This is a genomic window from Streptomyces sp. NPDC002701, assembly GCF_042889045.1.
Taxonomy (GTDB): domain Bacteria; phylum Actinomycetota; class Actinomycetes; order Streptomycetales; family Streptomycetaceae; genus Streptomyces.
The window spans coordinates 123,159-144,603 of sequence record NZ_JBIAQL010000007.1 but is presented as its reverse complement, the minus strand read 5'-3'; the positions used below and the strand labels follow the sequence as shown (position 1 = coordinate 144,603).

Below are 21,445 nucleotides of genomic sequence, written 5' to 3'. Positions count from 1 at the left end.
GCCGTGGCTCCGCGCGGCGCGTGCGGAGCCCTTCGGTGGTGGGTGGAAGGACGGGCGCAGCGCAGTGACGATAGGCGATGGACTGTTCGCGTGTGTGGGAGTGGGCGCGCTGGGCGCGGCGGTGCTGCCGCGGCTGGTGGCCGGACGGCCGCTCTCGCTGCCGCTGGTGTTCCTGGTGGGAGGCATCTGTGTGTATCTGTTGCCCCTGCCGTTGCCCGAGGTCGACCCGGTGGACGACCGGCTGCTGACGGAGCACGTCACCGAGATCGGCGTGATCATCGCGCTGATGGGTGCCGGGCTGGCCCTCAACCGGCCCGTCGGACGGCGCAGATGGGGCACGACCTGGCGGCTGCTGGGCATCACCATGCCCCTGACCGTCGTGGTCACCGCACTCGTGGCCTGGTGGCTGCTGGACTGGCCGCCGGCCGCCGCCCTGCTGCTGGCCGCCGTCCTCGCCCCCACCGATCCGGTGCTCGCCTCGGAGGTACGGGTGGGCGAGCCCACCGAGGACGAGCACGACGAGGACGAGGTGCGCTTCGCCCTCACCAGCGAGGCGGGACTCAACGACGGGCTCGCGTTCCCCCTGACGTACGCGGCGGTGGCGCTGGCCGCCGCCGCGGGAAGCGGCTGGTCGACCGACTGGGCCGGCTCCTGGGTGCTGGAGGACGTCGTGTTCAAGTGCGTCGTCGGTGTGCTGGGCGGGCTGCTCGCCGGCCGCCTGCTGGGCTGGCTGTTCTTCCGGCCCCGCTCGCCGGAGCTGCGCCTGTCCGAGCACCGGGAGGGCTTCGTCGCCCTGGGCGCCACCTTCCTGTCGTACGGGATGACCGAGCTGGCCGGAGGCTACGGTTTCCTCGCCGTGTTCACCACGGCGTGCACGATCCGGGCGGCCGAACGTGCCCACGGTTTCCACAACATCCTGCACGACTTCGTGGAGCAGATAGAGCGCCTGTTCACCGCGGCGGTGCTGTTCCTGCTGGGCGCCTTCATCGCTCTCGGGGGCCTCGCGGCCCTGACGTGGCAGGGTGCCGTCACCGCACTGGTGGTGCTCCTGGTGATCCGGCCGCTGTCCGGGTGGACCGGGCTGCTGGGGAGCCGCCTGGGCAAGTGGGAGCGCTGGGTGGTCGCGGGGTACGGCATCCGCGGCATCGGTTCGCTGTACTACCTCGCGTACGCGCTGGGACAGCACGACTTCCCGGTACCGGAGCGGGAGTTGTGGGCGGTGGTGACGTTCACCGTGCTGGTCTCGGTGGTCCTGCACGGTGTCACGGCGGGACCGGTGGTGGGTCGCCTCGACCGGCTGCGGACGGCGTCGCCCCCGCGGCAGGAGGACACCTGAGGGAACGCGTGAGGGGCGGGGGGGCCCCCCGGAGCGGGGGGGGCCCCCCCCCCCCCCCCGGGGGGCCGCCGGCCCCCGGGGGGGGGGGGGGGCCGGGTGGGGGGGGGGGGGGGGGGGGGCCCCCCCGGGGGCGGGGGGCCCCCCCGCCCCTCACGCGGTGTGGCCGCGGCCCTCAGGTGCTGGGCGGAAGCTGTCTGCGGAGCCGGTTCCAGTACCGGTACACGTGCTTCTCCGCCTCTTCCAGAGCGGCGCGCTCGTGCACGGAGAAGTGCGGTGACAGCGGTTCACAGACGGCCGCCGTCCGGCGCCACGGGGCACGGGCCGAACTCGCGTCCTGGCGTCGGCTCCCGCGGCGCGCGGAACGGGTGGCGGTCCAGCGCAACAGGAGGACCAGGCCGGTGGTCCCGCCCGCTATCAGGGCGGGTGTCACATGGCGAGCGGGCATGGGTTCTCTCCTTCGCGCGGTGGCGGCAGCGGCGTCCGGCGCGGCCGCCGCGTCCGCGCCGGACGCCGGTCGGCCGGCGTGCGACGGCGCACCGCCCGGGTCGGCCACGGCCTATGCCTCGGCGGATCTCACGCCCCGCACGACCACTGCCGGCATCACCTACTTGTTCCTGCGGCGCAGCAGCACACAGACCACCAGCAGCGCCGCGCCGGCGGCGAGGAGCGCCTTGCGGTTGTCGCGCACGGGCTCGGGTGCCTTGTCCTGCCACAGCTGTCCGGCCTGCCCGGCCTTCGCCCTGACCTGCTCGGCGGCCACGGCGGCCTTCTCCTTGACCGGGTCCGGCAGCTTCTCCTGGACCAGCTGGGCGGCCTGGGACGCCTTGTCCTTCGCCTGTCCGCCCAGCTCAGCGGCCTTCGCGGCCGTCTGGTCCTTGAGGGCGACCGCCTTCTCCTGGGCACGCGCCTTGACATCGGTCTTCTCGGCGAGCGCCTGAACGGTGTCGCCGAGCTCCTGACGGGTCTGCTCGATCTGCTCCCGCAACTGCTCGGGGCTCTCCGCGGGGGGATCGTCGTGGGGCGGCTGGGTCATCGCTTCGCACTCTCCTTGATCTCGGCCACATCGGCCTTCACGCTGTCGATGGTCCGCTCAGGTGCCGGCGGTGTGGCCTGTTTGACCTGCTTCTTTCCCCGTATGGCCAGCACCGCGGCGATTACACCCAGCACCACGGTGACGATGAGCGCCGCCGCCCACACCGGCAGCGGCACCGCCAGCGCGGCGATCGCGGTCGCGACCAGTGCCTGCAGGGCGAGGCATCCGACCAGGCCGGCGCCGCCGAACAGACCGCCGCCCTTGCCGTAACGCTTGCCCTTCTCCTTCATCTCCGCCTGCGCCAGGCGCATCTCACCGCGCACCAGCTCCGTCAGCTGCTGCGAGGCGCGCTGCACCAGCTCGCCCACCGGCTCGTCCCCGGCGCTGTGGCTGCGGCTGGAACCTGTGAGGTACGGCTGCTGACTCGACACAGCGATCACCACCTTCAACCCGTCTCGTACGTGTGCCGGCCGGGCCTCCCCGGTGGAGCCCGACCATCTGATGAGCGCGAGTACCCCGATATGGGCGAAGTTCGCCGAACGGGCGGCGTCCGTTGCGGACGGTGGCCCGAGGACCGCGCCGCACCCGCTCAGGTCCCGTCCGTCCGGTCCAGCCGGCGCAGGTCCTGCTCGTCCCACGTGCGGGTGTCGCGCGGCTGCGTGTACGGTTCCGCCGTCGGCGGGTGCCCGCCCGCGATGGCGCGCTGACGTGCGGTCTCGGCGTCGAACTCCAAACCGAGCAGGATCGCCAGGTTCGTGATCCACAGCCAGATCAGGAAGATGATCACGCCCGCCATGGCGCCGTACGTCTTGTTGTACGAGCCGAAGTTGGCGACGTAGAACGCGAAGCCCGCGGAGGCGAGCAGCCAGATGACCAGGGCCAGGAAACTGCCCGGGGTGACCCACCGCCAGCCGCGCACCTTGGCGTTGGGGGTCGCCCAGTACAGGATCGCGATCATCAGGACGACGAGGACGACCAGGACGGGCCACTTGGCGATCGACCACACCGTCAGAGCGGTGTCCCCGAGCCCCAGGACGTCTCCGGCGCGCCTGGCCAGTCCGCCGGAGAAGACCACGATCAGCGCGCTGACGACGGCCAGCACCATCAGTACGACGGTCACCGCCAGCCTGATCGGCAGGATCTTCCACACCGGCCGGCCCTCCGGCATGTCGTAGACCGCGTTGGCCGCCCGGATGAACGCCGCCACGTACCCCGAGGCGGACCACAGGGCCAGCACCACGCCGACGATCGCCATGATCGAGCCGGTGCCGGCGCTGTTCTGCAACTGCTCGACGGCCCTGGTGATGATGTCCCGGCTCGCCCCGGGCGCGAGTTGGCCGACGTTCTCCAGCAGCTTGTCCGTGGTGGACCGGCCCGTCAGGCTCAGCAAGGACACCAGGACCAGCAGCGCCGGGAACAGCGCCAGGACGGTGTAGTACGTCAGTGCCGCCGCGCGGTCGGTGAGGTCGTCGTCCTTGAACTCGCGCAGGCTGCCCTTGAGCACCGCGCCCCACGAGCCGGAGGGGAGCTTCGTGGGTGAGTCCGGGGCCGCCCGTTCGACCTCCGGTTCCGGACCCGCCCGCTCCGACGGCGACGGCGGCGGCGGCGGGTGATCATCGGCCGATTGCGCCGTCGGATGCGGGTTTCGTCCAGGAAGGTGCCGTTTTGTCATGTGGTCCGAGTAACCCGTCGCCCCGGTTCGAAGAGTCGTGGCCAGGAGGAATGTGCAGGGTAAGGGTTCGCTCGCTCACGGTGAAGTCGGGACACGGACGCGCCGGGAGCGGACGTCCGGCTCGGCGAGCGGCTGTGAAGCAGCGGTGAGAGCCTCCAGCGCGCTGGCCTGCGTACGCCAGTCCGAGGGGTTGGGTCCGGTGCCGGACCAGCGTTGTCCGAGGCGGTTGAGCGGGTCCCGGTCGCTCGTCCAGATCGAGTCGGCCTGCCGGGCCAGGTACGCCCGGTAGGCGGCGGAGTCGGTGGCGTCGGCCAGATCGGCGAGGTGCCGCACGAAGATGCCCTTGAACTGCTTCTGGTTGTCGTCGCAGGAGGCGGTGCCGACGTCGCAGGACTCGGTCAGTACACCGCCACGGGTCAGGGCCGGTGAGGAGATCGCGGTGTCGGCCAGCCGCTCGGCCGTGTCCAGGTACCGGCTGTTCCCGGTCGACCGCCACAACTGGGTGAAGGCACCGATGGCGAGACCCTGGTTGTAACTCCACACGGTCTGGCCGTTGTTGGCGCAGCCGGCGGTGATCCCGTCGTTCACCAGACCCGAGGAGTTGATCATTCCACTGCCGAGGTACCAGGTGGCCGCCGTGTCCGCGCGGCCGCCCCAGACGGTGTCGCCGCCGATCCGCTGGTGCAGCGAGGTCGTGAGCCACAGATAGAGCCCGTTGGTCACCGCGTTCTTGTACGTGCGCTCCCGGTCCCACCACACACCGCCACCGCAGGTACCGGTGTCCCAGTACCGGTGGACGTAGTCGGTGATGGTGACCGCCTCCTCCAGGTAACGCCGCTCGCCCGTGTGGTCGTACGCCGCCAGCCAGGCCACCGCCCACCAGGCCGCGTCGTCGATCGCCCGGCTGATGAAGTGGCCCTCGATGGGGTCCGAGCCGCGCCCGCCCGCGGGGAAGACACCCCGGTTCTGTTCGAAGGTACGGGCGATCACCCAGTCGTAGTCGTGCCGGCCGCTGCGCTCGGCGAAGTCGATGACCGAGGTGAGCGCGACGGCGGAGTTCCACCAACTGCTGCGCCACCAGCCCTCGTTCGTGTGGTACGAGGCCATCAGCGCGTCCGCCGCGGCGCGGGCCCGGGTCGGCGCGGGCCTGGCCCAGGCCGTGCAGCTGCCCTCCTGGTGTGCGGCCTCGCGGCCGCAGGCGCGCACGGCCCCGCCGTACAGCAGGCCGCGCGGATCCCGGGTGGCGAACATCGCGGTCCGGGTGGAGGCGGCCCCGGCCGGCACACTCGTACGGCCGAGGGAGGAGCCCTCGGGATGGCTCGCGCCGCCGTCCCAGGAACGGTCCAGCCAGATCTCGTCGCCCGCGCCGCCGCCCGCGATGACGCCCCAGGCCATGCCGCCCCGCTGGTCGACGTGCAGACTGATGGTGCGTCCGAAGAGGGTGGTGGAGGGGACCGGGGTGGCGTCGCCGGCCGCGGTGGCGGGATCGGCGCCGTCGCAGGACGTGCCGTCGCACACCCGCGGATGGACCCAGTCGGTGCAGGCCACAGCGCCCGCGTCGGCGCAGGCGCGGATCCAGCCGCGCCGGTGCCCGACCGGGTCGGTGATGTTGTACATGAGGGTGCGGGTGCCGGTCCACGAACCGGGGACGCTCGCCCTGCCGAGGAGCCCTTCCCAGGTGGCGCCACGGTCCCAGGAGCGGTCCAGCCAGACGGAGTCGCCGGCCACGCCGTCGTCGATGCTCGCCCAGGCCATGCTGTCCGGGTCGGAGACGTGCAGGCGCAGGGTCCTGCCGCCGATGGTCCGGTCCGGCACCGGGAACGTCTCCTGTCGCGCCTTCGCGGGGTCGAGGGTGTCGCAGGCCAGGGCGCAGACCGCTGGTGCGGCACGGGCGGGGGTGGGAAGGGCGACGAGGCCGGTCAGTGCCAGGAACAGGGCCAGGAGTCCGCCGAGGAGGGGGTGGTGGCGTGCTGCCATGACGTATCGCCTCTCTGGGGAAAGAGCGCGCGCAGGTGTGCCGCTCCGACGGCCTGGATCTGCGCGGGCGGCCGGTGCATGCATTCCCGGTTCAAGTCGTGTTCATGTCAATCGTGTGGAGTCGCGTACCACCGGCACGCCGGAGAGCCCACCGACGGCGCGAGCAGCAGCGCCCCCGTCGTCCACGTCACCCGCTCCTAGGCGGTGGGCGCGGGCGGGGGCTGTCGGTGCTCTGTCCCGCCGAGGGCCTCAAGGGCCTCGCCGAGGTTGTCGCGGATGGTGAAGACGGCGTCCGCACCGGTGATCGTCAGCAGCCTCTTCGTCTGGGCGGGGACGCCGGTCAGCGTGAGGGTGGCGCCGTTGTCCCGGACGTGCCGGAGCAGGCGCAGCAGGGTGTTGAGGCCCGAGGAGTCGCAGAAGGTGACCCGGGACATGTCCAGCACCAGGTGCCGGTGCCCGGTGGCGGCGTCGGTCGCCCGCTCCCGCAGGGTGGCGATCGTACGGAAGTCGAGGGCGCCGGCCACCGTGACCACCACGAGGTCCTCGTGGTCGTCACGGACGGTCACCTGTAGGTCGGTGCTCATCGGCTGACGCTCCTGCCTTCGTGGGTCGGTCCGGTGGGCTCGTCGGGCGGCAATCCGGCCAGGGCGGCGGCCTGGCCGGTGGGGGCGGCCACCGGTCCGAGCCATTCGCAGAACAGCACGGTGGCGTCGTCCTGCAACCGGCCGTCGTGATGGTCGAGCACGGCGTGGACGAGGCGGCGCAGCGTCTCGGGCACGGGCAGCCCGTCCGCGTGCCAACGGATGAGGAAGTCGCTGAAGCGCTCCAGGCCGAACTCCTCGTCGTTCGCCCCACGGGCCTCCGTGATGCCGTCGGTGTACAGCACGAGCCGGTCCCCGGGTTCGAGCTGATCGCGGCACAGCGTGACGGGCAGCCCCAGGCCGGTACCCATCGGATGCGCGGGGCGGCAGTTCAGATGGGTGTGCCAGCGCCCACCGCGGATGATCACCGGCGGATGGTGACCCCGGTTCACCCAGGTCAGCACACCGGTGCGGGTGTCCAGTGCGGCGAGGATGCCCGTGGTGTAGCGCCGCCGCGCGTACTGCTCGATCAACACCTCCTCGATCGTCTCGGTGATCTCGACGAGCCCGGCGCCCTGACGGCGGGAGTTGCGGCAGGCACCCATGGCGAGGTTGGCGGTCAGCCCGGCGGCGGTGTCGTGGCCCATCGCGTCGAAGATCGACAGATGCACCACATCCCCGGCGGTGGCGTAGTCGTACGCGTCCCCGCTGATCGTGTAGGCGGGCTCCATCGCCGCGGAGATCACCACCCGGCCGTCGGCGTAGGTACGCGGCGGCATCAGGTGCCACTGCATCTCGGCCGCGATGTTCAACGGCCGGGTCCGCGTGAGCCGCGCATGGGAGTCGCTGCTGCGCCGCTTGCTGTCGACGATCAAAGCGATCATGGCGGCCAGCAGGTTCATGTCCTCCCAGGCCCGCGCGTCGGCCTCCGTGGTGGTGACGCGTAACACGCCCACGCGTTCCGTGCCGTCGAGGAGGGGCACCCACCAGTGCTGTCCCTCCTCACCGGCCGGCGCTCCGGCGACGATCCGGCCGTGCTGGTAGGCGCGTCCCGCCACGCTGCCCTCGATGTTCAGCTCGGCCTCCTCGCCGGCCGCGTGCCGGCCGGCGTCCATGCCCTCACCGGTCAGCAGGCGCAGCACATTGCGCTGGAGGTCCGCCAGGTAGATGAGCACCTGGCTGAAGCCCACGGCTGACGCGTGCTCAGCAGCCTTGGACGGCAGCAGTTCCAGCGGCATCAGATGGCTCGCGGTCAGCAGCCCCGCCAGCATCCGCCGGCCCTGCGCGTCCCGGCATCGGTCACTCATCGACAGCGTCCCGTCCTCATCGAAGGGTCCGCACGCTGCTCCCGCACAGAGTGCCCCTGTCCCCAGTGTCCACCTTCCTGCACCGTGGTCACGGGGGCATCCTGGAAGGACAGGGCTACGAGCCCGTGCCGGGACGGTGAGGGGGGCCGGCCGAAAAGGGCGCGCGTATCGCGCTCACCTTGAGGAAGTCCAGCTGCCGCGCGGACCGTGTCCCGGCGGCCGCCGTGAAGGCGACGATCCTGAGATCCGATCCGGGGACGGTGAGAATGTCGCAGTCGAGCGTGATGTCCCCGGCGAGCGGGTGCGCCACGGTCTTGCGGTCGTGCCCGAGCACTCCCGCGGCGGCGTCCTGAGACCAGAGCCGCGCGAAGCGCTCACTGCGGGTCGTGCATTCCTGGATGAGCGCGTGCAGGCGCGGGTCGTCCGGGAACACACCGCGGGTCGCGCGCAGGTCGGCGACGAGCGCGGCCTCCATGGCGTCCTGCCCGCGCTCCGCCCGGACGGCCCACCTGCCGACGGGGGAGTCGGACAGGAAGGTGTCCAGCACCAGGTTGCGCCGGTCCGCCGGCAGCAGGGCGGGGTCCCCCACCAGCGAGGACCACAGCGGAGTCCAGGTGATCAGCGTCCAGTCCGCGGCGAAGACGGCCACCGCCTGATCGGTCAGGGCGGCGATCAGCCGTTGCACGCTGGGCGGAACGTGGGTCGCGACGTGTCCGGCACCCGGCAGCGGAAGGTGCGCGAGACGGTACAGGTGGTCCCGCTCCGACGCCTCCAGATGCAGCGCACGGGCCAGCGCCGCGGCGACCTGCTCGGACGGGCGGCTGGCCCGTCCCTGTTCCAGGCGGACGAGATAGTCGACGGAGAGCCCGGCCAGCGTGGCCAGCTCTTCGCGCCGCAGGCCGGCGGTACGGCGGATCCCCGTGCTCGGCAGGCCCGCGTCGGCCGGTGCGAGCCGGTCACGCCAGCGGCGCAGTGCCGTACCCAGTTGGTTCGATTCCCTGGTCACTCCCGCAGTATCGCCGCCGCACCGGCGAAGAGAGTGGTACTGCGAGTCCTACCGACGGCCCGGGGCACCGGGGCCGCGGAGTGTGCTCGGCCCGGTCACTCCGCCGGTGCGACACTGGCGGAGTGACGGACAGTGAACGGCAGACGGACCGGCGCCTGGAGCGAACCATCCTGGAACTGCTCGACCGCCGTGGCCCGACCGCGACGATCTGTCCCTCCGACGCCGCACGGGCGGTGTACACGGGGGACGACGACGGCTGGCGCGCCCTCATGGAACCGGCCCGCCGCGCCGCCCGGCGGCTGGTGACGGCCGGCGAAGTGGAGATCACCCAGGGCGGCGTACCCGTCGAGCCGGCACAGGCCCGCGGACCGATCCGTATCCGCCGCGTCCGCTGACCCCTGAATCCGCCGCGTCCGCCGAGCCCTGACGCGGGCCCCGGGCGACGCTCCGGCCGCGGTGCCCGCCACCGCGTCCCGCCGCTGCTTCGATCCGTCCCGGGACAGCCGCGTCCCCGCAGGTCAGCGAGGTGTCCGTCCCGTCCTCGGTGAAGCGGCCGGGACGCGATTGCGCCGCGCTCCGGCCCCGGCGCAAGCTCCTGTCACCGGCCCGCTCCCCACCGTCATCGGTGAGCGCTCCGGTCACCGTCCGGCCTGCGGCGCAGCCGCGTGCGGCCGACGTGGACCAGCAGGACCCACACGTCGAAAGGCCCCTCATGTCCCGTGCACGCACCGCCCTCACCGCGCTCGCCGCCGCAGCCGTGGCGGGCGTCGGTCTGGAGCCGGTGGTTCCGGCCGTCGCGACCGCGGCCGTCGCCGCTTCCGAGGCCGTCTCCGCTTCCGTCCTCGACGCCGGTGCCGGTGCCGCGGCGACGGCGGCCGACGGTGTCCGGCGCGGCACCTACGTCTCCGCGTGGGCCTGCCGACAGGCCGGCCCACGCGGGATCGAACGGGACGACTGGGACCAGTACCAGTGCGTGCCGGAATCGTTCTGGGTCCTGTGGACCAACCGCTGACCTGCCGACAAGGAGTACCGCTTCATGCGTAACACGCGCATCGCGAGTCTGCTCGGATGCCTTCTCGCGGTCGTCATCTCGACAGGGATCCAGAGCGATCTCGCCGCCCCGGCGGCCGGCGCTCCCACCGGTGCCGCCGTGCGGGCCCCGGCCCGGGCCCCGGTCCTGGACCGCAACTTCCCCGACCCGGACATCGTGAAAGTGGGCAGGACCTATCACGCCTACGCGACCAGCGACATCGGCAGGAACGTGCAGCACGCGACCTCGACCGACCTGACGCACTGGTCGGTCGCGGCGACGGACCCACTGCCCGAGCTCGGTGCCTGGGTCGACTCGGAGCGCCCGCGGGTGTGGGCTCCCGAGGTGTACGACAACGGTCGGGGATACACCCTGCACTACACCGCGCACGACCGGGCCAGCGGCAAGCAGTGCATCGGCGTCGCGCTGGCGGCCTCGGCGGACGGACCGTTCAGGCCGGTCGGCGACGGTCCGCTGGTCTGTCCCACCGAACAGGGCGGGGCCATCGACGCGGCCGGCTACACGGAGAACGGCCGCCGCCACCTGTTGTGGAAGAGCGACGGGAACTGCTGTCGCATGGACACCTGGATCCATCTGCAGCCCATCTCCTCGGACGGCACCTCCCTCACCGGACCAGCCGTCGGCCTGATCAAGCAGGACCGTGACTGGGAGGGCGACCTCATCGAGGCACCCACACTCGTCAAGCGGGACGGCCGGTACGTACTCCTCTACTCCGCCGACGCCTACGCGAGGGAGATCGAGGACGGCACAAGGTACAAGACCGGCTACGCCGTGGCCAAGGATCTCCAGGGTCCGTACACCAAGGCGGCCGAACCGCTGATGACCACCGCCTTCTTCGGCGGGCAGGTGATCGGCCCCGGTGGCCAGGACGTCGTCAGGGGTCCGGACGGCCGGGACCGTATGGTCTTCCACGCCTGGAACGCGGACCGTACCGGACGCCCGATGCACCTCGCCGGCCTCGACTTCACACACGGCAGGCCGGTGATCCGGCCCTGACGGCCTGACGGCCTGACGGCCTGACGGCCTCCGCGGCCGGGGCGCCCGGCGGCGATCCACCGCCGGTCCGTGCGGCCCCCGTGACGAACACGGGGGCCGCACGCTCACGGTGCGTCAGCCGACTGCTCCGACGGCGTCTTCGGCGTCCTCGGCCGCTTCGGCGTCCTCTGTGGCCGATGCGTCCGCGGGGCGCAGACGCATCAGCAGGTGCCCGCGGCGGAACCGTTCGTCCTCGCCCGGCTCCCGCAGCATCCTGCCGATCTCGACGAATCCGGCCTCGCCGGCCAGCCTCGCGAGGTCGTCGACGGGCCAGCGGTAGGCGGTCACCACTCTGTGGTCGAACGCCGTGACCGGTCCGCCCTCCGACTCGAAGAACCCGAGCAGGAGATGGCCGCCGGGCGCGAGCACCCGCCCGAACTCCTCGAAGTACGGGAGCAGGTTCTCCGGCGGGGTGTGGATGATCGAGTACCAGGACACGATGCCCCGCAGTTCGCCGTCGGGCAGGTTCAGGGCGTCCATCGAGCCGAGCTCGAACCGCAGGTCCGGGTAGGTCTCGCGGGCGAGACCGATCATCACCGGCGACAGGTCGACGCCGAAGACGTCCAGCCCCAGGTCCCTGAGGTGCGCGGTGCCCTGACCGGGACCGCAGCCCAGATCGGCGACGCGCCCGGCACCGGTGGTCCGCACCAGTTCCGCGAACGCGCTCAGCACCGCGCGGTCGAGCGGAAAGGCGTCGAGCGCGTCGCGGGCGAGGTCGGCGTAGAGGACGGCCACGGAGTCGTAGGCGTCCGCCGTCGGACTGAGGTGCGAGAGAGGTTCCGTCATGAGCGAGGACATTAGAGCGTGCGCTGTCGCGCGCACGACCGATCCCCCGGACAGGTTCTGGCGCGAGTCCGACACGGTCCTACCAGCGCATGCCGAGGGCGTCGAGGTCCGCGCGGCGCCGCGCGTTCAGCCTGGCGGCGCGGCGGCGTGCGTTGTCCACGAACGACCCCAGCTTCACGGACATCTCCTCGCCGCCGTCGCCCGCGTCCAGGGTGATCGTCTCGACGTGCTTGCGTGGCACCGTCAGATGTCCTTCGCGGGAGTGGAACTGGCGGGCCGCCAGCAGGTTGAGGGCCCACTTGTCGTCCTGGGTGCGCCGCACGGGCCGCTCCGCCCCGCCGGGCCCGAGCCCGAGTGCGCTCTCCAGGAGCCACTGCTGGGCGGGCAGGAGGTTGTCCCAGTTCAGCCGCTGTGCCGTCGTCCAGGCGCCGAGGTCCTCGCCCTGGACGACGTGTTCGCCCGCGTCCGTGGGCAGCGTTCCGCCGGCCCGGACATGGGCCAGGGCGAGACGGAACGCGCGCTGCCAGGCGACGTCCCAGCCGAGCGGGCACCAGCCGGGATCGATGGCCTCCAGGGCTTCCATGCGACTCTCCGGCAGCTCCCCGGTACTGGGCACGCTCTCCCCGGCCGCACGTCGCTCGGCGTTCTGCAGTGTGCGCCGGGCCGCGGCCCGCTGGTTCTTCGCCCAGACACCGACCGGGAACCCGCCCTCGCCGACGGCGGTGGCCGGTGGCAGGAACATGCCGCCGTGGGAGGCCGCCCACGCCCGCGCGACGGCGAGCCCCTCCTCGAACGCGTTGTCGTGGGCGGACCACACCATGCCGAGCGCGTCCAGCTCCTTCACGCGGTCCGCCCCGAGAGTCCCGGCGTTGTAGTGGCGCCGCTGGTCGGCCAGCCACACCCCCAGGGGATACCCGCCCACGCCGCCCGGCCGGTCGGCCGGCACCACGTACGTGAAGGGCACGCGCAGTTCACCGCTCCCGGTCTCGCGCAGCCAGCGCGTGGCGGCCTCCAGGCCGCGCCGCCAGTACGCGTTCTCCGGGTCGATGACCCGCAGCCGCACGAACCGCGCCAGCACCGCGGGATCGCGGTCCGCACTGAACCGCAGCAGCCCGGCGGCCGGCCGGCTCACCGCTTCGGCGCCGTGCGCACCCCGTTCCCGGTCCCCGTACTCCCCGTCGGCCCTATCCGGTCCGCCTTCCTCGCCGGGGTCGGGGCGGCCGCTGCGGAGCCGCGGATCGGCGAGCGCCTCGATCGTGTCCGAGTCGTGCGCGTGCAACGCCGCCAGGATCTTCGCCAGAGCCCCGTACGCAGGCGAGGTCAGCATCTCGTCCGGGTCCCCGTCCGGGCCGAGGAACACCGGCACCACCAGCGAGGCCAGTTTCCCCTCGCCGGGGCGCATCCGCAGGGCGCGGCCCACCATCTGCACGATGTCCACCATCGAACCCCGCGCGTCACAGAAGGCGACCGCGTCACACCGCGCGGTGTCCACCCCCTCTCCGAGTACGCGCACGGATCCCAGGACCCGCACCGCGGCCGGGACCTCGGAATCGGGACCACCGAGGAAATCGGACGCGAACTCCGCCAGCACCCGCCTGCGGTGACCGGCGGAGTGCTCGCCGCACAACCAGTCCGCCCACACCCGCGACGCCGGCGGGAACCGCTCCGGCTCGGCCCGCGCGAGCTCCGCCGCCACGCCCCGCACACCCGCGGCCATGGCCTCGGCCTCACTCACCCTGCTGTGGAAGGCGAGGACGCGGCGCAGGCGTTCGTCGGCGGCCGCGGTCAGCAACCCCGTCTGCAGGGCCGCCAGCCGCGCCCCCCGTACCGTGTCCGAGGCCCCCGACTCCGTCGCCATGGCCGCGCACAGCTCGGGATCGCGGATGTCGAGGCAGACGACCTGGTACGGCGCGACCAGACCCCGCCGAATCGCCTCACTGAGCTTCAGCCGGTAGGCGACCGGCCCGAAGACCGCACTGTCCTCGTCCATGCTCGCCACCAGCCGCGGCCGGTTCCCCCCGGCCTCCCAGATCCGGGCGGTGGCGGTCATGTACAGCCTGCGCGCCGCGGGCACCCGCTCCTGGTCGTGCACGGCGGCCCACGGCTTCGCCCCGTCCCCACTGGTCCTGTGTGCCTCGTCGATCACCATGAGGTCCCACACCCGCAGGCCACGCTCGTGCGCCCGCTGCAGGATGCCCGACCCGACCGAGGCGTACGTCGCGAAGACCGTCACCGTCTCCAGATCCTGTGTCAGCGCGACCAGTTCGTCCGGATCGGTCGTGCAGGGGAGGCCCTCGCTGTCCTCCGGCCGCAGCGAGCACACCCCCACCATCGCTCCCCGCCGGCCCCCCTCGCGCCAGGCGCCGGCCATCTGCGTCAACAGGTCCAGGGTCGGCACCAGGACCAGCACGCGCCGCGCGGACAGACGGCGTGCCGCCGCCACGGCGATCAGGGTCTTCCCGGACCCGGTGGCGGCGATCACCTGCGTTCGCAGGCCCTCGGTGGGAAGGCGGCCGTCGACGGGGGACTGAAGGTGCCTGACCACGCTGTCCACGGCTTCGGCCTGGTGGGGGCGCAGCGTCATGTGGGGCATGGGGGCCTTCCGTGCGAGCGGCGGTGTGCAAGGGCGATTGTGCCCGCCGGCCGTCGTACGACGCAGCCGGCCGCCCTGTCGCTCACGTCTCTGCCTGCCGGGCGCACGACCCGCCGCCCGGGTCCTGCCCGGTCACCGGCCGGGGCGTACGCGGTACGGCCCCGGAGATGACGGAAACGCCGAAAGAAGGTTCAGGACGCCGACGCAGCGGGAGTCGGCGAGGGTCAGGCGGCGGTGGTGACGTACTCGGTGCCGAGCATCCGGTGCGGCGCGATGGCGCGGCCGTCCGGCAGCAGCTCGCCGGTGTCCTCGAAGGCCAGGACGCCGTTGCACAGCAGCGACCAGCCCTGCTCGGGGTGGTGGGCGACGATCTGCGCGGCCTCGTGGTCGGGACGGTCCGCCGACGGGCACAGCGGCTGATGCTTGCACAGGGGAAGTGCGGCCATGGGACAGCCTCCTCTTCGGTGACGTGGTGTGGAGCAGGAGTTCCGCCGCACCTCCCATCGTCTCCTCGCCCGATCGAGCGCGACTCGAACGGCGCACGGCCCGCGCTCGCGTGGGCGCCGCCCGCAGCCGTTCCGGACGGCTTTCGGCCGAACCGGCCGTCGTGAGTACGCGTACTCAGGTCCGGGGACGATCACCCCGGCAGACTGTGGCGTCCATGACAGACCAGCGAGGAGCAGACGTGGACCGGACGAGAAGAACCCTGGCCGTCACCGTACTGACGGCCTGTGTGCTGGCGGGCGCCGGAGCGGGGACCGCCGCCGCGACGGGAGAGCTGCTGCTGCCCCACCCGGGCCCGGACGGACTGGTGTGGGTGGAGGAACGGACCGGTGACGGCGGAGTCGCGTCGGGAGGCGCATGGGACAGGCTGCCGACCGTCCTCACGGTGGCCTGTGAGGGCGGAGGCGCCGTGCGGGTGACGATGCAGTCGCAGGGGACGGAGGTGGCCGCGTTCCCGGTCGAGTGCCCGGTGGGGAGTGCCGGAGTGGGCTCGGTGACCATGGATCCCGGCGTGGTACGGCCCGGCTCGTTCACCATCGGGGTCGACGCCTCCTCCGAGGAGATCCGGTGGTCGTTGACCGTGACACAACCGGAGTAACGAGAAGCCGTACGTGAGGGGCTGCCGCGAGGGCATCCCGCGCGGCACCCACGGATGGGTGATGACCGCTCGCCGACGACGCCGACCGCCGTGATCATGAGTGCAAGGGCGGCGAGGGTACGCGATCGCGTGGCCGAATCTCCCGCTCATGTCTCCATCACCTCTTCATCGGGAGCAACCATGCGTATGCGTACCACTCTTGCCGCCGGCGTCTTCGCCGTCACCGCCGTCCTGGGCGGCGCCGGCTCGGCGCTCGCCGACGACCACGACGAGAACCGCCACGAGGGCGGCTTCCGGGTGTGCGCCGAGTCCGCCAGCGCCGGCGACGGCGAGGCCAACTACGGCGCCAGCTGCGCGGAGGCCCACTGGAAGGGTTACTTCCAGGGCGACCGCTCCTCGTACTGACCACCCGAGCAGCCCTCGCAGGCCGCGATCACCGGCACCTGATCGCGCGAAGGCCCCGCCGTCACCCGGATCACCCGGGGGACGGCGGGGCCTTCTCCGCTGTGCCCCGGAGGCGGTTCGCCGGACGGCCCGTGCCCACCGTGCCGCCCGGCTTCTCGGGCCACATCACTTCTACGGACGAGCACAACCGTTCCGGCGTCCCGCGTGTCACACCAGACAGGAGCAACCGACTCCAAAGATCACAAGGGGGAAATATGAGATTCAACCGATCTGTCCTGACCGCCGCCGCCTTCGCCGCGCTGGCGGTGGGGGCCACGACCGCCCTGGCGGCGCCCGCCTCCGCCGCGCCCAACACCACGCCGCAGAAGGTCTGCGGAAGCGCCTACAAGACCGTGAACTCGACTCCCGTCGGCTCGCTGGGCACGGTCTACCTGACGTACAACGCCTCGAACGGCGAGAACTGCGTCGCGACCATCCGCAAGAACCCGGGCACGGCCGTGGACATGTCCACCTGGATCTACATCCCGGACACGGACGAGGGCGCCGAGGACTACGGGCAGTACACGTCGTTCGCGGGCCCGGCCTACGTGTACGGCAAGGGCCACTGCGTCGACTGGGGCGGCCACATCAACAACACGTACGTACAGGTGACGGGCTCCAACTGCGCCGCGCTGAAGGAGAACCGGGTCACCTTCACCCGCTGACCCACCGCACCTCCGTTCACGGCGGCCGCCGCCCGGCATGTGTGCCGGGCGGCGGCCGTCCCGCGTGCCACCGCGCGGCGGCGCCGGTCCGCAGGATCCGGGGACGACGGGGTTCCGCCGGGTCCCGGCCGACGACCTGGACGGGCGTCACTCCCGTCCGGACCCACGGGACTGTGCTGCCAGGATGCCGAGCAGTGCGGTCGTGGCGGGCGGGTCCGGCGGGTTGCCGTAGGTGGCGGCGTAGATCCGGCGGACGTTGCCCGCGAGCTGTGTGGTGTGGATGCCCGGTGCCCGGTGGGCCCGCAGCGCCAGGCCGTTGAGGATGGCGACCCCCATACCGGCGGCCACCAGCGCCTGGGCCACCACCGTGTCGTCGCAGGAGTACGCGATGCGTGGTGCGAAGCCGGCGCGTTCGCACGCCGTGGTCGTGGCGGCCCGGCAGCGCTCGCAACCGCCCACCCAGGCGGAGTCACGGTGGTCCTCGAGACGCTGACCGGGCCGGTCGCTGACGAGGTGGAGGGGGTCGTCCAGCAGATGGGTGAGACGCACACCCTCCTCCTCCAGCGGAGTGTCGGCGTGCCGGAAGACCAACGCGATGTCGACGTGCCCGGAACGCAGCATCTGCAGGCCCTCGACCGGGTGGGCGTCGACGAGGTTCAACTCGATTCCCGGGTACGTCCTGGACAGCTCGACGGCCGCCTTCGGCACCAGGGTGCTGAGGACGGTCTGGAAACCGGCGAGTCGCACGCGCCCGGCCCGAAGTCCCACGCGGGCGGCCAGTTCGACGGAGGCGGCGTCCACTCGCCCGAGTATCTCCGTGGCCCGCTGCGCCAGGAGTTCGCCTTCGGGGGTGAGCCGGATGCCGCGGCCCACCCGTTGGACGAGCTGGGCTCCGGTGGCCGCTTCCAGCCGTCCCAGATGGTGGCTGACCGACGGCTGGGAGTAGTGCAGTTCCTTCGCCGCCGAGGTCACCGATCCATGGCGGGCGACCGCCTCCAGGACTCTGAGGTGCGTCAGGTTCAGCATCGATCGATTTTATCTATGGGACACACGCGGGATTGGCATTGGACGTCATGACATCGGGACGCCCATCATCACCTCATGACCGAGCCCATCCGACGGAGCTCGGCCGGTGGAAGGGAACGCCAGCCATGTCACTCGCCCGCGTCCACAACTTCTCCGTCTCCCTCGACGGTTTCGGCACCGGTGACGGTCTGAGCCGTGACGCGCCCTTCGGCCACGCGGGCGAACGGTTGCACGAATGGATGTTCACCACCGGGTTCTGGCACGAGATGACCGGCCGGCCCGGCGGGACCGGTGGCCTCGACGACGCCTTCGCGCGGCGGTTCGAGCCCGGGATCGGTGCCGAGATCATGGGCTCCGGGAAGTTCGGCCCGCCCGGCTGGCACGAGGACGCGGACTGGAAGGGATGGTGGGGGCCCAACCCGCCGTTCCACACACCGACCTTCGTCCTGACCCGTCATCCGCGCCCGTCGGTCGAGATGGAGGGCGGCACGACGTTCCACTTCCTCGACGCCTCGCCGGACAAGGCGCTGGAGGCGGCCCGTGCGGCCGCGGACGGCAAGGACGTACGGATCGGCGGTGGGCCCACCGTGGTCCGCGACTTCCTGGCCGCCGGGCTCATCGACCGCATGCATGTCGTGGTGGTCCCGATCCTGCTCGGCCGAGGCGTACGCCTGTGGGACGGGCTGGAGGGCATCGAGAAGGAGTACGCGGTCGAGACCGCCCCCTCACCCAGCGGAGTCACGCATGTGACGTTCACGCGTGCGGCCGGCTGAGCCGACCGAGCCGCACGAGCCGGTCGCGCCGCACGAGCCGGTCGCGCCGCACGAGCCGGTCGCGCCGCACGAAGCGCACGAGCCGGTCGCGCCGGTTCAGTGGGATGCCTGGGCAGACGTGCAGCCTGTTGCCTTGAGGAACGACGACGCGCCGCCCTTCTCGGGGTCCGGCCGCGCGCTGATGGTCCTGCACGTCCAGCCGCCCGCACCGTTGAGGACCCGGATCGTCCCCGGCCCGTCGTACGTGGTGGGCTCGCCGCACTCGTGGCCCTCCATGGAGCCGTCGCCGAAAAGGTGGACCAACCGGCAGTCGAAGGTCCGCCCCTCTTCGGCCCTCGCGGTGTCGGCGAACAGCAGTCCTTCGCAGGCAAGGGCACAGACGAGAGCGCAGGCAAGAGCACAGACGACAGCGCCGGCCCCGCGCGGTGACGCGGCCTTCGTGGTCGGGGAGACGCGCATGACGAGGTCCTTCGTGCAGGAGGAGCCGGTCCGGTCACGGGCCGGGCGGCACACGGGACGTGCCGCGCACTTTTCCTACCGGCGACGCGGCCGCGTCACGCCTCGCGCCGGCGGTGCCACCCACACGGTCCTGCGAGTCCACACCTGTGCGGTCGTCCGTCCAGGTCCAGGCGTGAGGCCGCCGGTCAGGGTCAGAGGCCAGGAGCTGAGCAAGAGGCCAGCGGTCAGCGGTCCGTGATCGTCCTGCCGACCTTCTTCTGCTGAGCCTGGTCCTTCGCCTTCTTCGCCTTCTCGGCCGGCTCCGTCTTCTCCGACAGGCCGGGCGGCAGGGCAGGTGTGGTGGGCGCCGTTCCGTTCCGCGGTGCCGCGGAGGGCGGGGCGGACGTACCCCTGTCGACGGGTGCGGCCTGTGCCGTCGTGGCCGTATCGACGGTCGACCGACGGTTCGGGTGACCGGGGGCGGGGTGGGCGCCCCGCCCGGACGCGTCGTCGGAGAGCGTGCCGACAGAGGCGTCATGGGCCGAGGACGGCGCAGTCGCGGATGTCGCCGGCGCCCTCCGCCGCCCCGCGTCGTCAGGAGAGTCGGTCTCCTCCACGGTGGGGGCGCTGGTCGCCCGGGTCGCGTTGCGGTCGTCACCCGGCGAGGTGGAACTGTCGTCGAGGGCGAGGCCGGTCGCCACGACGGCGACGAGGGCGGCACTCGCGCCGAGCACGAGGGTGCGGCCTCGCGCGGGCATGCTGCGGGAAGCGGCTCGTCCATGGTGGGACAGCGGTTTCAGGTGCGTGCGGCCGGCCGTCCGCGACGAGCCGACGGGGACGACGAGGCTCGTCGCGGGCACGGAGGGGCCGACTTCGCCGCCGGCCGCCTCGCCCGCCGCCTCCACCGACGCCGCCAGGACGCGGGCGCAGTCGTGGGCCGTCGGGCGGATCTGCTCGTCCAGCGCCGTCATGTCCCGCAGCAGGCCGGTCAGTTGTCCCGGCAGGCCGTCCGGCACGACGGGTCGGCGGTGCAGTCGCGCGATCGCGGCCTCCAGGGGACCGCCGTCGTACTCGAGCCTGCCCGTGAGGCATTCCAGGAGCACCAGGCCGAGGGCGTAGACGTCGGCGGGCCGCCCGACCGGTCGGCCGAGGACCTGCTCGGGGGAGAGGTAGGCGGCGGTACCGATGAGTGTGCCGGTGGCGGTGCGCGTGGTGGCGTCGAGCACCTGGGAGATGCCGAAGTCGGTCAGGTAGGGGCGCCGGGAGGCGTCGAGGAGGATGTTGGACGGCTTGACGTCCCGGTGGACTATTCCCGCGTCGTGCGCGTGCGCCAGCGCCTGGGCGAGATCGGCGCCGAGCGCGGCAGTCGTGCCGGGTGACAGAGGGCCGCCGGCTATGAGGTCCCGCAGCGTGTTGCCCTCGACCAGCTGCATGACCAGGAACGCGCGTCCGTCGTGCCGCCCGGTGTCATAGGCCGTGACGAGCCCGGGGTGGTGCAGCCGGGCCTGGATCACGGCCTCGCTGTGCAGATTCTCCTCAAGATCGAAGCCGGTGTCCGGCCGGAAGAACTTGACCGCCACCGGTCGCCGCATCCTCAGGTCGAACCCGCGATGGACGTCCGCGGCGCCGCCCGAACCGAGGAGAGCGTCCAGCCGGTACCGGCCGCCCAGTATCTCTGTGGAAGACCGGGAAACCACGGCCCGGGCCGACTCACGAAGCCTCATTCCCTCTCCCACCGCGTCAACGTCAAGGGACGGATGCCCCGGGCGAGCCGTGGCCGGCCGCCGCGGACGCAAGTACCCGCGAGAAGCCGAAGTACCCCACCTTTCCGCAGGCGGGAGTGCGCCGGACGCTCGCACACCGCGGTTGTGCGGAGGGCGCCGTTACGGCGCACGGACTCGCCCCCTCGTCGGCGGCGGGACCCGGTCCCGCGCCGTGATTTCGGCTCAGCCCGAAAGGGTGTGCGAATACTCTGGCCGGTCGGCACACTGCAATGAAGGGCCAGGCAGCGCTCGTCGCCGAGTTCGGGCCTACGACGGAACCGCCCTCGGCAGCTGCGCCCGCCGGCCTTCGTCCGGTTCGACGACCGAACCGGACCGATGACCGAACCAGGGGGAGACAATGCGACGAAGCATGAGAGCAACGTTGACCAGCGCGACGGTGGCCGTCCTCGCCGCCGCGGGAGTGGGACTCGCTCCCTCGCCCGCGGGTGCCGCGGGACCCGACGCCACCGGCACGATCGTCACCTCGGAGGAGGCCCGGCAGGCACCCCTGACGAAGGCTCAGATGCGGAACGCGGTCAAGCCGAAGGAAGCCAGGTCCGGCGCCAAGTCCGCCGCCGCGCTGAACTGTTCTTACACCTACGTGTGCGGACAGGGCGGCAACGGCAACAGGTTCGACTACACCGTGTGCGACACGGTCTACACGCTGCCCAACCTCGTCGGCTGGGGCCCCGTCAACAACAACCAGACGCCGGGTACCTGGGCGCACTTCTACGACGAGGACGGCTACTGGATGTTCTCCATCAACGCACCCGTCCAGGGCGAGGTGAACTGGACCCCGGTCTGGTACGCCATCGCCTGCTGACCCGCAGGGCGAGACATTCCCGCCGGCCGGGGGC

At 72.1% G+C, this 21,445-nt stretch carries 23 protein-coding genes; 9 read left to right on the top strand and 14 right to left on the bottom strand.

What is annotated here, in order from left to right; translation table 11 throughout:
• The first annotated feature begins 64 nt into the window (after positions 1-64).
• Entirely contained in the window at positions 65-1,336 is a 1,272-nt protein-coding gene (locus tag ACFYXC_RS21070; protein WP_389553602.1) for a cation:proton antiporter, read from the top strand.
• Positions 1,337-1,508: 172 nt separating this feature from the next.
• On the opposite strand, the gene ACFYXC_RS21065 is transcribed toward ACFYXC_RS21070, so the two are convergent.
• From ACFYXC_RS21065 to ACFYXC_RS21030, 8 genes are all read right to left on the bottom strand, one after another.
• Positions 1,509-1,781 (bottom strand): hypothetical protein, encoded by a 273-nt coding sequence (locus ACFYXC_RS21065; RefSeq protein ID WP_388919136.1) that lies wholly within the window; start codon positions 1,779-1,781, stop codon positions 1,509-1,511.
• A 159-nt stretch (positions 1,782-1,940) separates the two neighbouring features.
• The gene (locus ACFYXC_RS21060; protein WP_389553601.1) at positions 1,941-2,369 is read right to left on the bottom strand and encodes a DUF3618 domain-containing protein; all 429 of its coding nucleotides are present in this window, start codon (positions 2,367-2,369) and stop codon (positions 1,941-1,943) included.
• Complete coding sequence (locus tag ACFYXC_RS21055) at positions 2,366-2,737, bottom strand: phage holin family protein (protein ID WP_389553740.1); 372 nt, start codon at positions 2,735-2,737, stop codon at positions 2,366-2,368. Before ACFYXC_RS21055 ends, ACFYXC_RS21060 begins: the two co-directional genes overlap by 4 nt.
• A 221-nt stretch (positions 2,738-2,958) precedes the next feature.
• Entirely contained in the window at positions 2,959-4,041 is a 1,083-nt protein-coding gene (locus ACFYXC_RS21050; RefSeq protein WP_389553600.1) for a YihY/virulence factor BrkB family protein, read from the bottom strand.
• Between the two features lie 75 nt (positions 4,042-4,116).
• The gene (locus ACFYXC_RS21045; protein ID WP_389553599.1) at positions 4,117-6,018 is read right to left on the bottom strand and encodes a glycoside hydrolase family 76 protein; all 1,902 of its coding nucleotides are present in this window, start codon (positions 6,016-6,018) and stop codon (positions 4,117-4,119) included.
• Between the two features lie 197 nt (positions 6,019-6,215).
• Positions 6,216-6,602 (bottom strand): STAS domain-containing protein, encoded by a 387-nt coding sequence (locus ACFYXC_RS21040; RefSeq protein ID WP_389553598.1) that lies wholly within the window; start codon positions 6,600-6,602, stop codon positions 6,216-6,218.
• On the bottom strand, positions 6,599-7,906 hold the full coding sequence (locus ACFYXC_RS21035) for a PP2C family protein-serine/threonine phosphatase (RefSeq protein WP_389553597.1): 1,308 nt from the start codon (positions 7,904-7,906) through the stop codon (positions 6,599-6,601). The genes ACFYXC_RS21040 and ACFYXC_RS21035 overlap by 4 nt, the downstream gene beginning before the upstream one ends.
• A gap of 115 nt (positions 7,907-8,021) precedes the next feature.
• Positions 8,022-8,912, bottom strand: a complete 891-nt coding sequence (locus ACFYXC_RS21030) for a helix-turn-helix domain-containing protein (RefSeq protein ID WP_389553596.1) — start codon at positions 8,910-8,912, stop codon at positions 8,022-8,024.
• A 122-nt stretch (positions 8,913-9,034) separates the two neighbouring features.
• On the opposite strand from ACFYXC_RS21030, the gene ACFYXC_RS21025 reads away from it, so the two are divergent.
• The 3 genes from ACFYXC_RS21025 to ACFYXC_RS21015 all read left to right on the top strand — a co-directional run bounded on the left by ACFYXC_RS21025 (position 9,035) and on the right by ACFYXC_RS21015 (position 10,959).
• Positions 9,035-9,307 (top strand): DUF3253 domain-containing protein, encoded by a 273-nt coding sequence (locus ACFYXC_RS21025; protein ID WP_388919159.1) that lies wholly within the window; start codon positions 9,035-9,037, stop codon positions 9,305-9,307.
• A 317-nt stretch (positions 9,308-9,624) separates the two neighbouring features.
• Positions 9,625-9,924, top strand: coding sequence for a hypothetical protein (locus tag ACFYXC_RS21020; protein ID WP_388919162.1), 300 nt, complete (start codon positions 9,625-9,627; stop codon positions 9,922-9,924).
• Positions 9,925-9,948: 24 nt separating this feature from the next.
• Complete coding sequence (locus tag ACFYXC_RS21015; RefSeq protein ID WP_389553595.1) at positions 9,949-10,959, top strand: glycoside hydrolase family 43 protein; 1,011 nt, start codon at positions 9,949-9,951, stop codon at positions 10,957-10,959.
• A gap of 114 nt (positions 10,960-11,073) precedes the next feature.
• Here ACFYXC_RS21015 and ACFYXC_RS21010 read toward each other — a convergent pair whose 3' ends face one another.
• The 3 genes from ACFYXC_RS21010 to ACFYXC_RS21000 all read right to left on the bottom strand — a co-directional run bounded on the left by ACFYXC_RS21010 (position 11,074) and on the right by ACFYXC_RS21000 (position 14,808).
• Positions 11,074-11,784, bottom strand: a complete 711-nt coding sequence (locus ACFYXC_RS21010; RefSeq protein WP_389553594.1) for a class I SAM-dependent DNA methyltransferase — start codon at positions 11,782-11,784, stop codon at positions 11,074-11,076.
• A 79-nt stretch (positions 11,785-11,863) separates the two neighbouring features.
• Positions 11,864-14,377: a Helicase associated domain protein gene (locus ACFYXC_RS21005; protein WP_389553593.1), complete on the bottom strand. Its 2,514-nt coding sequence runs from the start codon at positions 14,375-14,377 to the stop codon at positions 11,864-11,866.
• A gap of 224 nt (positions 14,378-14,601) precedes the next feature.
• Positions 14,602-14,808, bottom strand: a complete 207-nt coding sequence (locus ACFYXC_RS21000; protein ID WP_388919458.1) for a DUF5999 family protein — start codon at positions 14,806-14,808, stop codon at positions 14,602-14,604.
• 230 nt (positions 14,809-15,038) lie between these two features.
• On the opposite strand from ACFYXC_RS21000, the gene ACFYXC_RS20995 reads away from it, so the two are divergent.
• From ACFYXC_RS20995 to ACFYXC_RS20985, 3 genes are all read left to right on the top strand, one after another.
• A complete protein-coding gene (locus ACFYXC_RS20995; RefSeq protein ID WP_389553592.1) occupies positions 15,039-15,479 on the top strand; it encodes a hypothetical protein in 441 nt (146 codons plus the stop codon).
• Positions 15,480-15,665: 186 nt separating this feature from the next.
• Positions 15,666-15,884, top strand: coding sequence for a hypothetical protein (locus tag ACFYXC_RS20990; RefSeq protein ID WP_388919180.1), 219 nt, complete (start codon positions 15,666-15,668; stop codon positions 15,882-15,884).
• Between the two features lie 254 nt (positions 15,885-16,138).
• The gene (locus ACFYXC_RS20985) at positions 16,139-16,588 is read left to right on the top strand and encodes a spore-associated protein (protein ID WP_388919183.1); all 450 of its coding nucleotides are present in this window, start codon (positions 16,139-16,141) and stop codon (positions 16,586-16,588) included.
• A gap of 147 nt (positions 16,589-16,735) precedes the next feature.
• Here ACFYXC_RS20985 and ACFYXC_RS20980 read toward each other — a convergent pair whose 3' ends face one another.
• Positions 16,736-17,614: a LysR family transcriptional regulator gene (locus ACFYXC_RS20980; protein ID WP_389553591.1), complete on the bottom strand. Its 879-nt coding sequence runs from the start codon at positions 17,612-17,614 to the stop codon at positions 16,736-16,738.
• Between the two features lie 125 nt (positions 17,615-17,739).
• Between ACFYXC_RS20980 and ACFYXC_RS20975 the strand changes: the two genes are divergently transcribed.
• The gene (locus ACFYXC_RS20975; RefSeq protein ID WP_389553590.1) at positions 17,740-18,387 is read left to right on the top strand and encodes a dihydrofolate reductase family protein; all 648 of its coding nucleotides are present in this window, start codon (positions 17,740-17,742) and stop codon (positions 18,385-18,387) included.
• A 96-nt stretch (positions 18,388-18,483) separates the two neighbouring features.
• Here ACFYXC_RS20975 and ACFYXC_RS20970 read toward each other — a convergent pair whose 3' ends face one another.
• Together ACFYXC_RS20970 and ACFYXC_RS20965 are read right to left on the bottom strand one after the other, a co-directional pair.
• Positions 18,484-18,846: a hypothetical protein gene (locus tag ACFYXC_RS20970; RefSeq protein WP_389553589.1), complete on the bottom strand. Its 363-nt coding sequence runs from the start codon at positions 18,844-18,846 to the stop codon at positions 18,484-18,486.
• Between the two features lie 224 nt (positions 18,847-19,070).
• Positions 19,071-20,549, bottom strand: coding sequence for a protein kinase (locus ACFYXC_RS20965; protein ID WP_389553588.1), 1,479 nt, complete (start codon positions 20,547-20,549; stop codon positions 19,071-19,073).
• Between the two features lie 409 nt (positions 20,550-20,958).
• Here ACFYXC_RS20965 and ACFYXC_RS20960 point away from each other — a divergent pair, with 409 nt between their 5' ends.
• Complete coding sequence (locus tag ACFYXC_RS20960) at positions 20,959-21,411, top strand: hypothetical protein (RefSeq protein WP_388919198.1); 453 nt, start codon at positions 20,959-20,961, stop codon at positions 21,409-21,411.
• Positions 21,412-21,445 lie beyond the last annotated feature (34 nt).

Bases quoted from the DNA above. Each gene is read 5' to 3' on its own strand.
- ACFYXC_RS21015 (WP_389553595.1), top strand. From the start codon at position 9,949: ATGCGTAACACGCGCATCGCGAGTCTGCTCGGATGCCTTCTCGCGGTC.
- ACFYXC_RS21050 (WP_389553600.1), bottom strand. From the start codon at position 4,041: ATGACAAAACGGCACCTTCCTGGACGAAACCCGCATCCGACGGCGCAA.
- ACFYXC_RS20960 (WP_388919198.1), top strand. From the start codon at position 20,959: ATGAGAGCAACGTTGACCAGCGCGACGGTGGCCGTCCTCGCCGCCGCG.
- ACFYXC_RS21045 (WP_389553599.1), bottom strand. From the start codon at position 6,018: ATGGCAGCACGCCACCACCCCCTCCTCGGCGGACTCCTGGCCCTGTTC.
- ACFYXC_RS20965 (WP_389553588.1), bottom strand. From the start codon at position 20,549: ATGAGGCTTCGTGAGTCGGCCCGGGCCGTGGTTTCCCGGTCTTCCACA.
- ACFYXC_RS20980 (WP_389553591.1), bottom strand. From the start codon at position 17,614: ATGCTGAACCTGACGCACCTCAGAGTCCTGGAGGCGGTCGCCCGCCAT.
- ACFYXC_RS21065 (WP_388919136.1), bottom strand. From the start codon at position 1,781: ATGCCCGCTCGCCATGTGACACCCGCCCTGATAGCGGGCGGGACCACC.
- ACFYXC_RS20975 (WP_389553590.1), top strand. From the start codon at position 17,740: ATGTCACTCGCCCGCGTCCACAACTTCTCCGTCTCCCTCGACGGTTTC.
- ACFYXC_RS21010 (WP_389553594.1), bottom strand. From the start codon at position 11,784: ATGACGGAACCTCTCTCGCACCTCAGTCCGACGGCGGACGCCTACGAC.
- ACFYXC_RS21060 (WP_389553601.1), bottom strand. From the start codon at position 2,369: ATGACCCAGCCGCCCCACGACGATCCCCCCGCGGAGAGCCCCGAGCAG.
- ACFYXC_RS21020 (WP_388919162.1), top strand. From the start codon at position 9,625: ATGTCCCGTGCACGCACCGCCCTCACCGCGCTCGCCGCCGCAGCCGTG.
- ACFYXC_RS21005 (WP_389553593.1), bottom strand. From the start codon at position 14,377: ATGCCCCACATGACGCTGCGCCCCCACCAGGCCGAAGCCGTGGACAGC.
- ACFYXC_RS21040 (WP_389553598.1), bottom strand. From the start codon at position 6,602: ATGAGCACCGACCTACAGGTGACCGTCCGTGACGACCACGAGGACCTC.
- ACFYXC_RS20985 (WP_388919183.1), top strand. From the start codon at position 16,139: ATGAGATTCAACCGATCTGTCCTGACCGCCGCCGCCTTCGCCGCGCTG.
- ACFYXC_RS20990 (WP_388919180.1), top strand. From the start codon at position 15,666: ATGCGTACCACTCTTGCCGCCGGCGTCTTCGCCGTCACCGCCGTCCTG.
- ACFYXC_RS20995 (WP_389553592.1), top strand. From the start codon at position 15,039: ATGACAGACCAGCGAGGAGCAGACGTGGACCGGACGAGAAGAACCCTG.
- ACFYXC_RS21035 (WP_389553597.1), bottom strand. From the start codon at position 7,906: ATGAGTGACCGATGCCGGGACGCGCAGGGCCGGCGGATGCTGGCGGGG.
- ACFYXC_RS20970 (WP_389553589.1), bottom strand. From the start codon at position 18,846: ATGCGCGTCTCCCCGACCACGAAGGCCGCGTCACCGCGCGGGGCCGGC.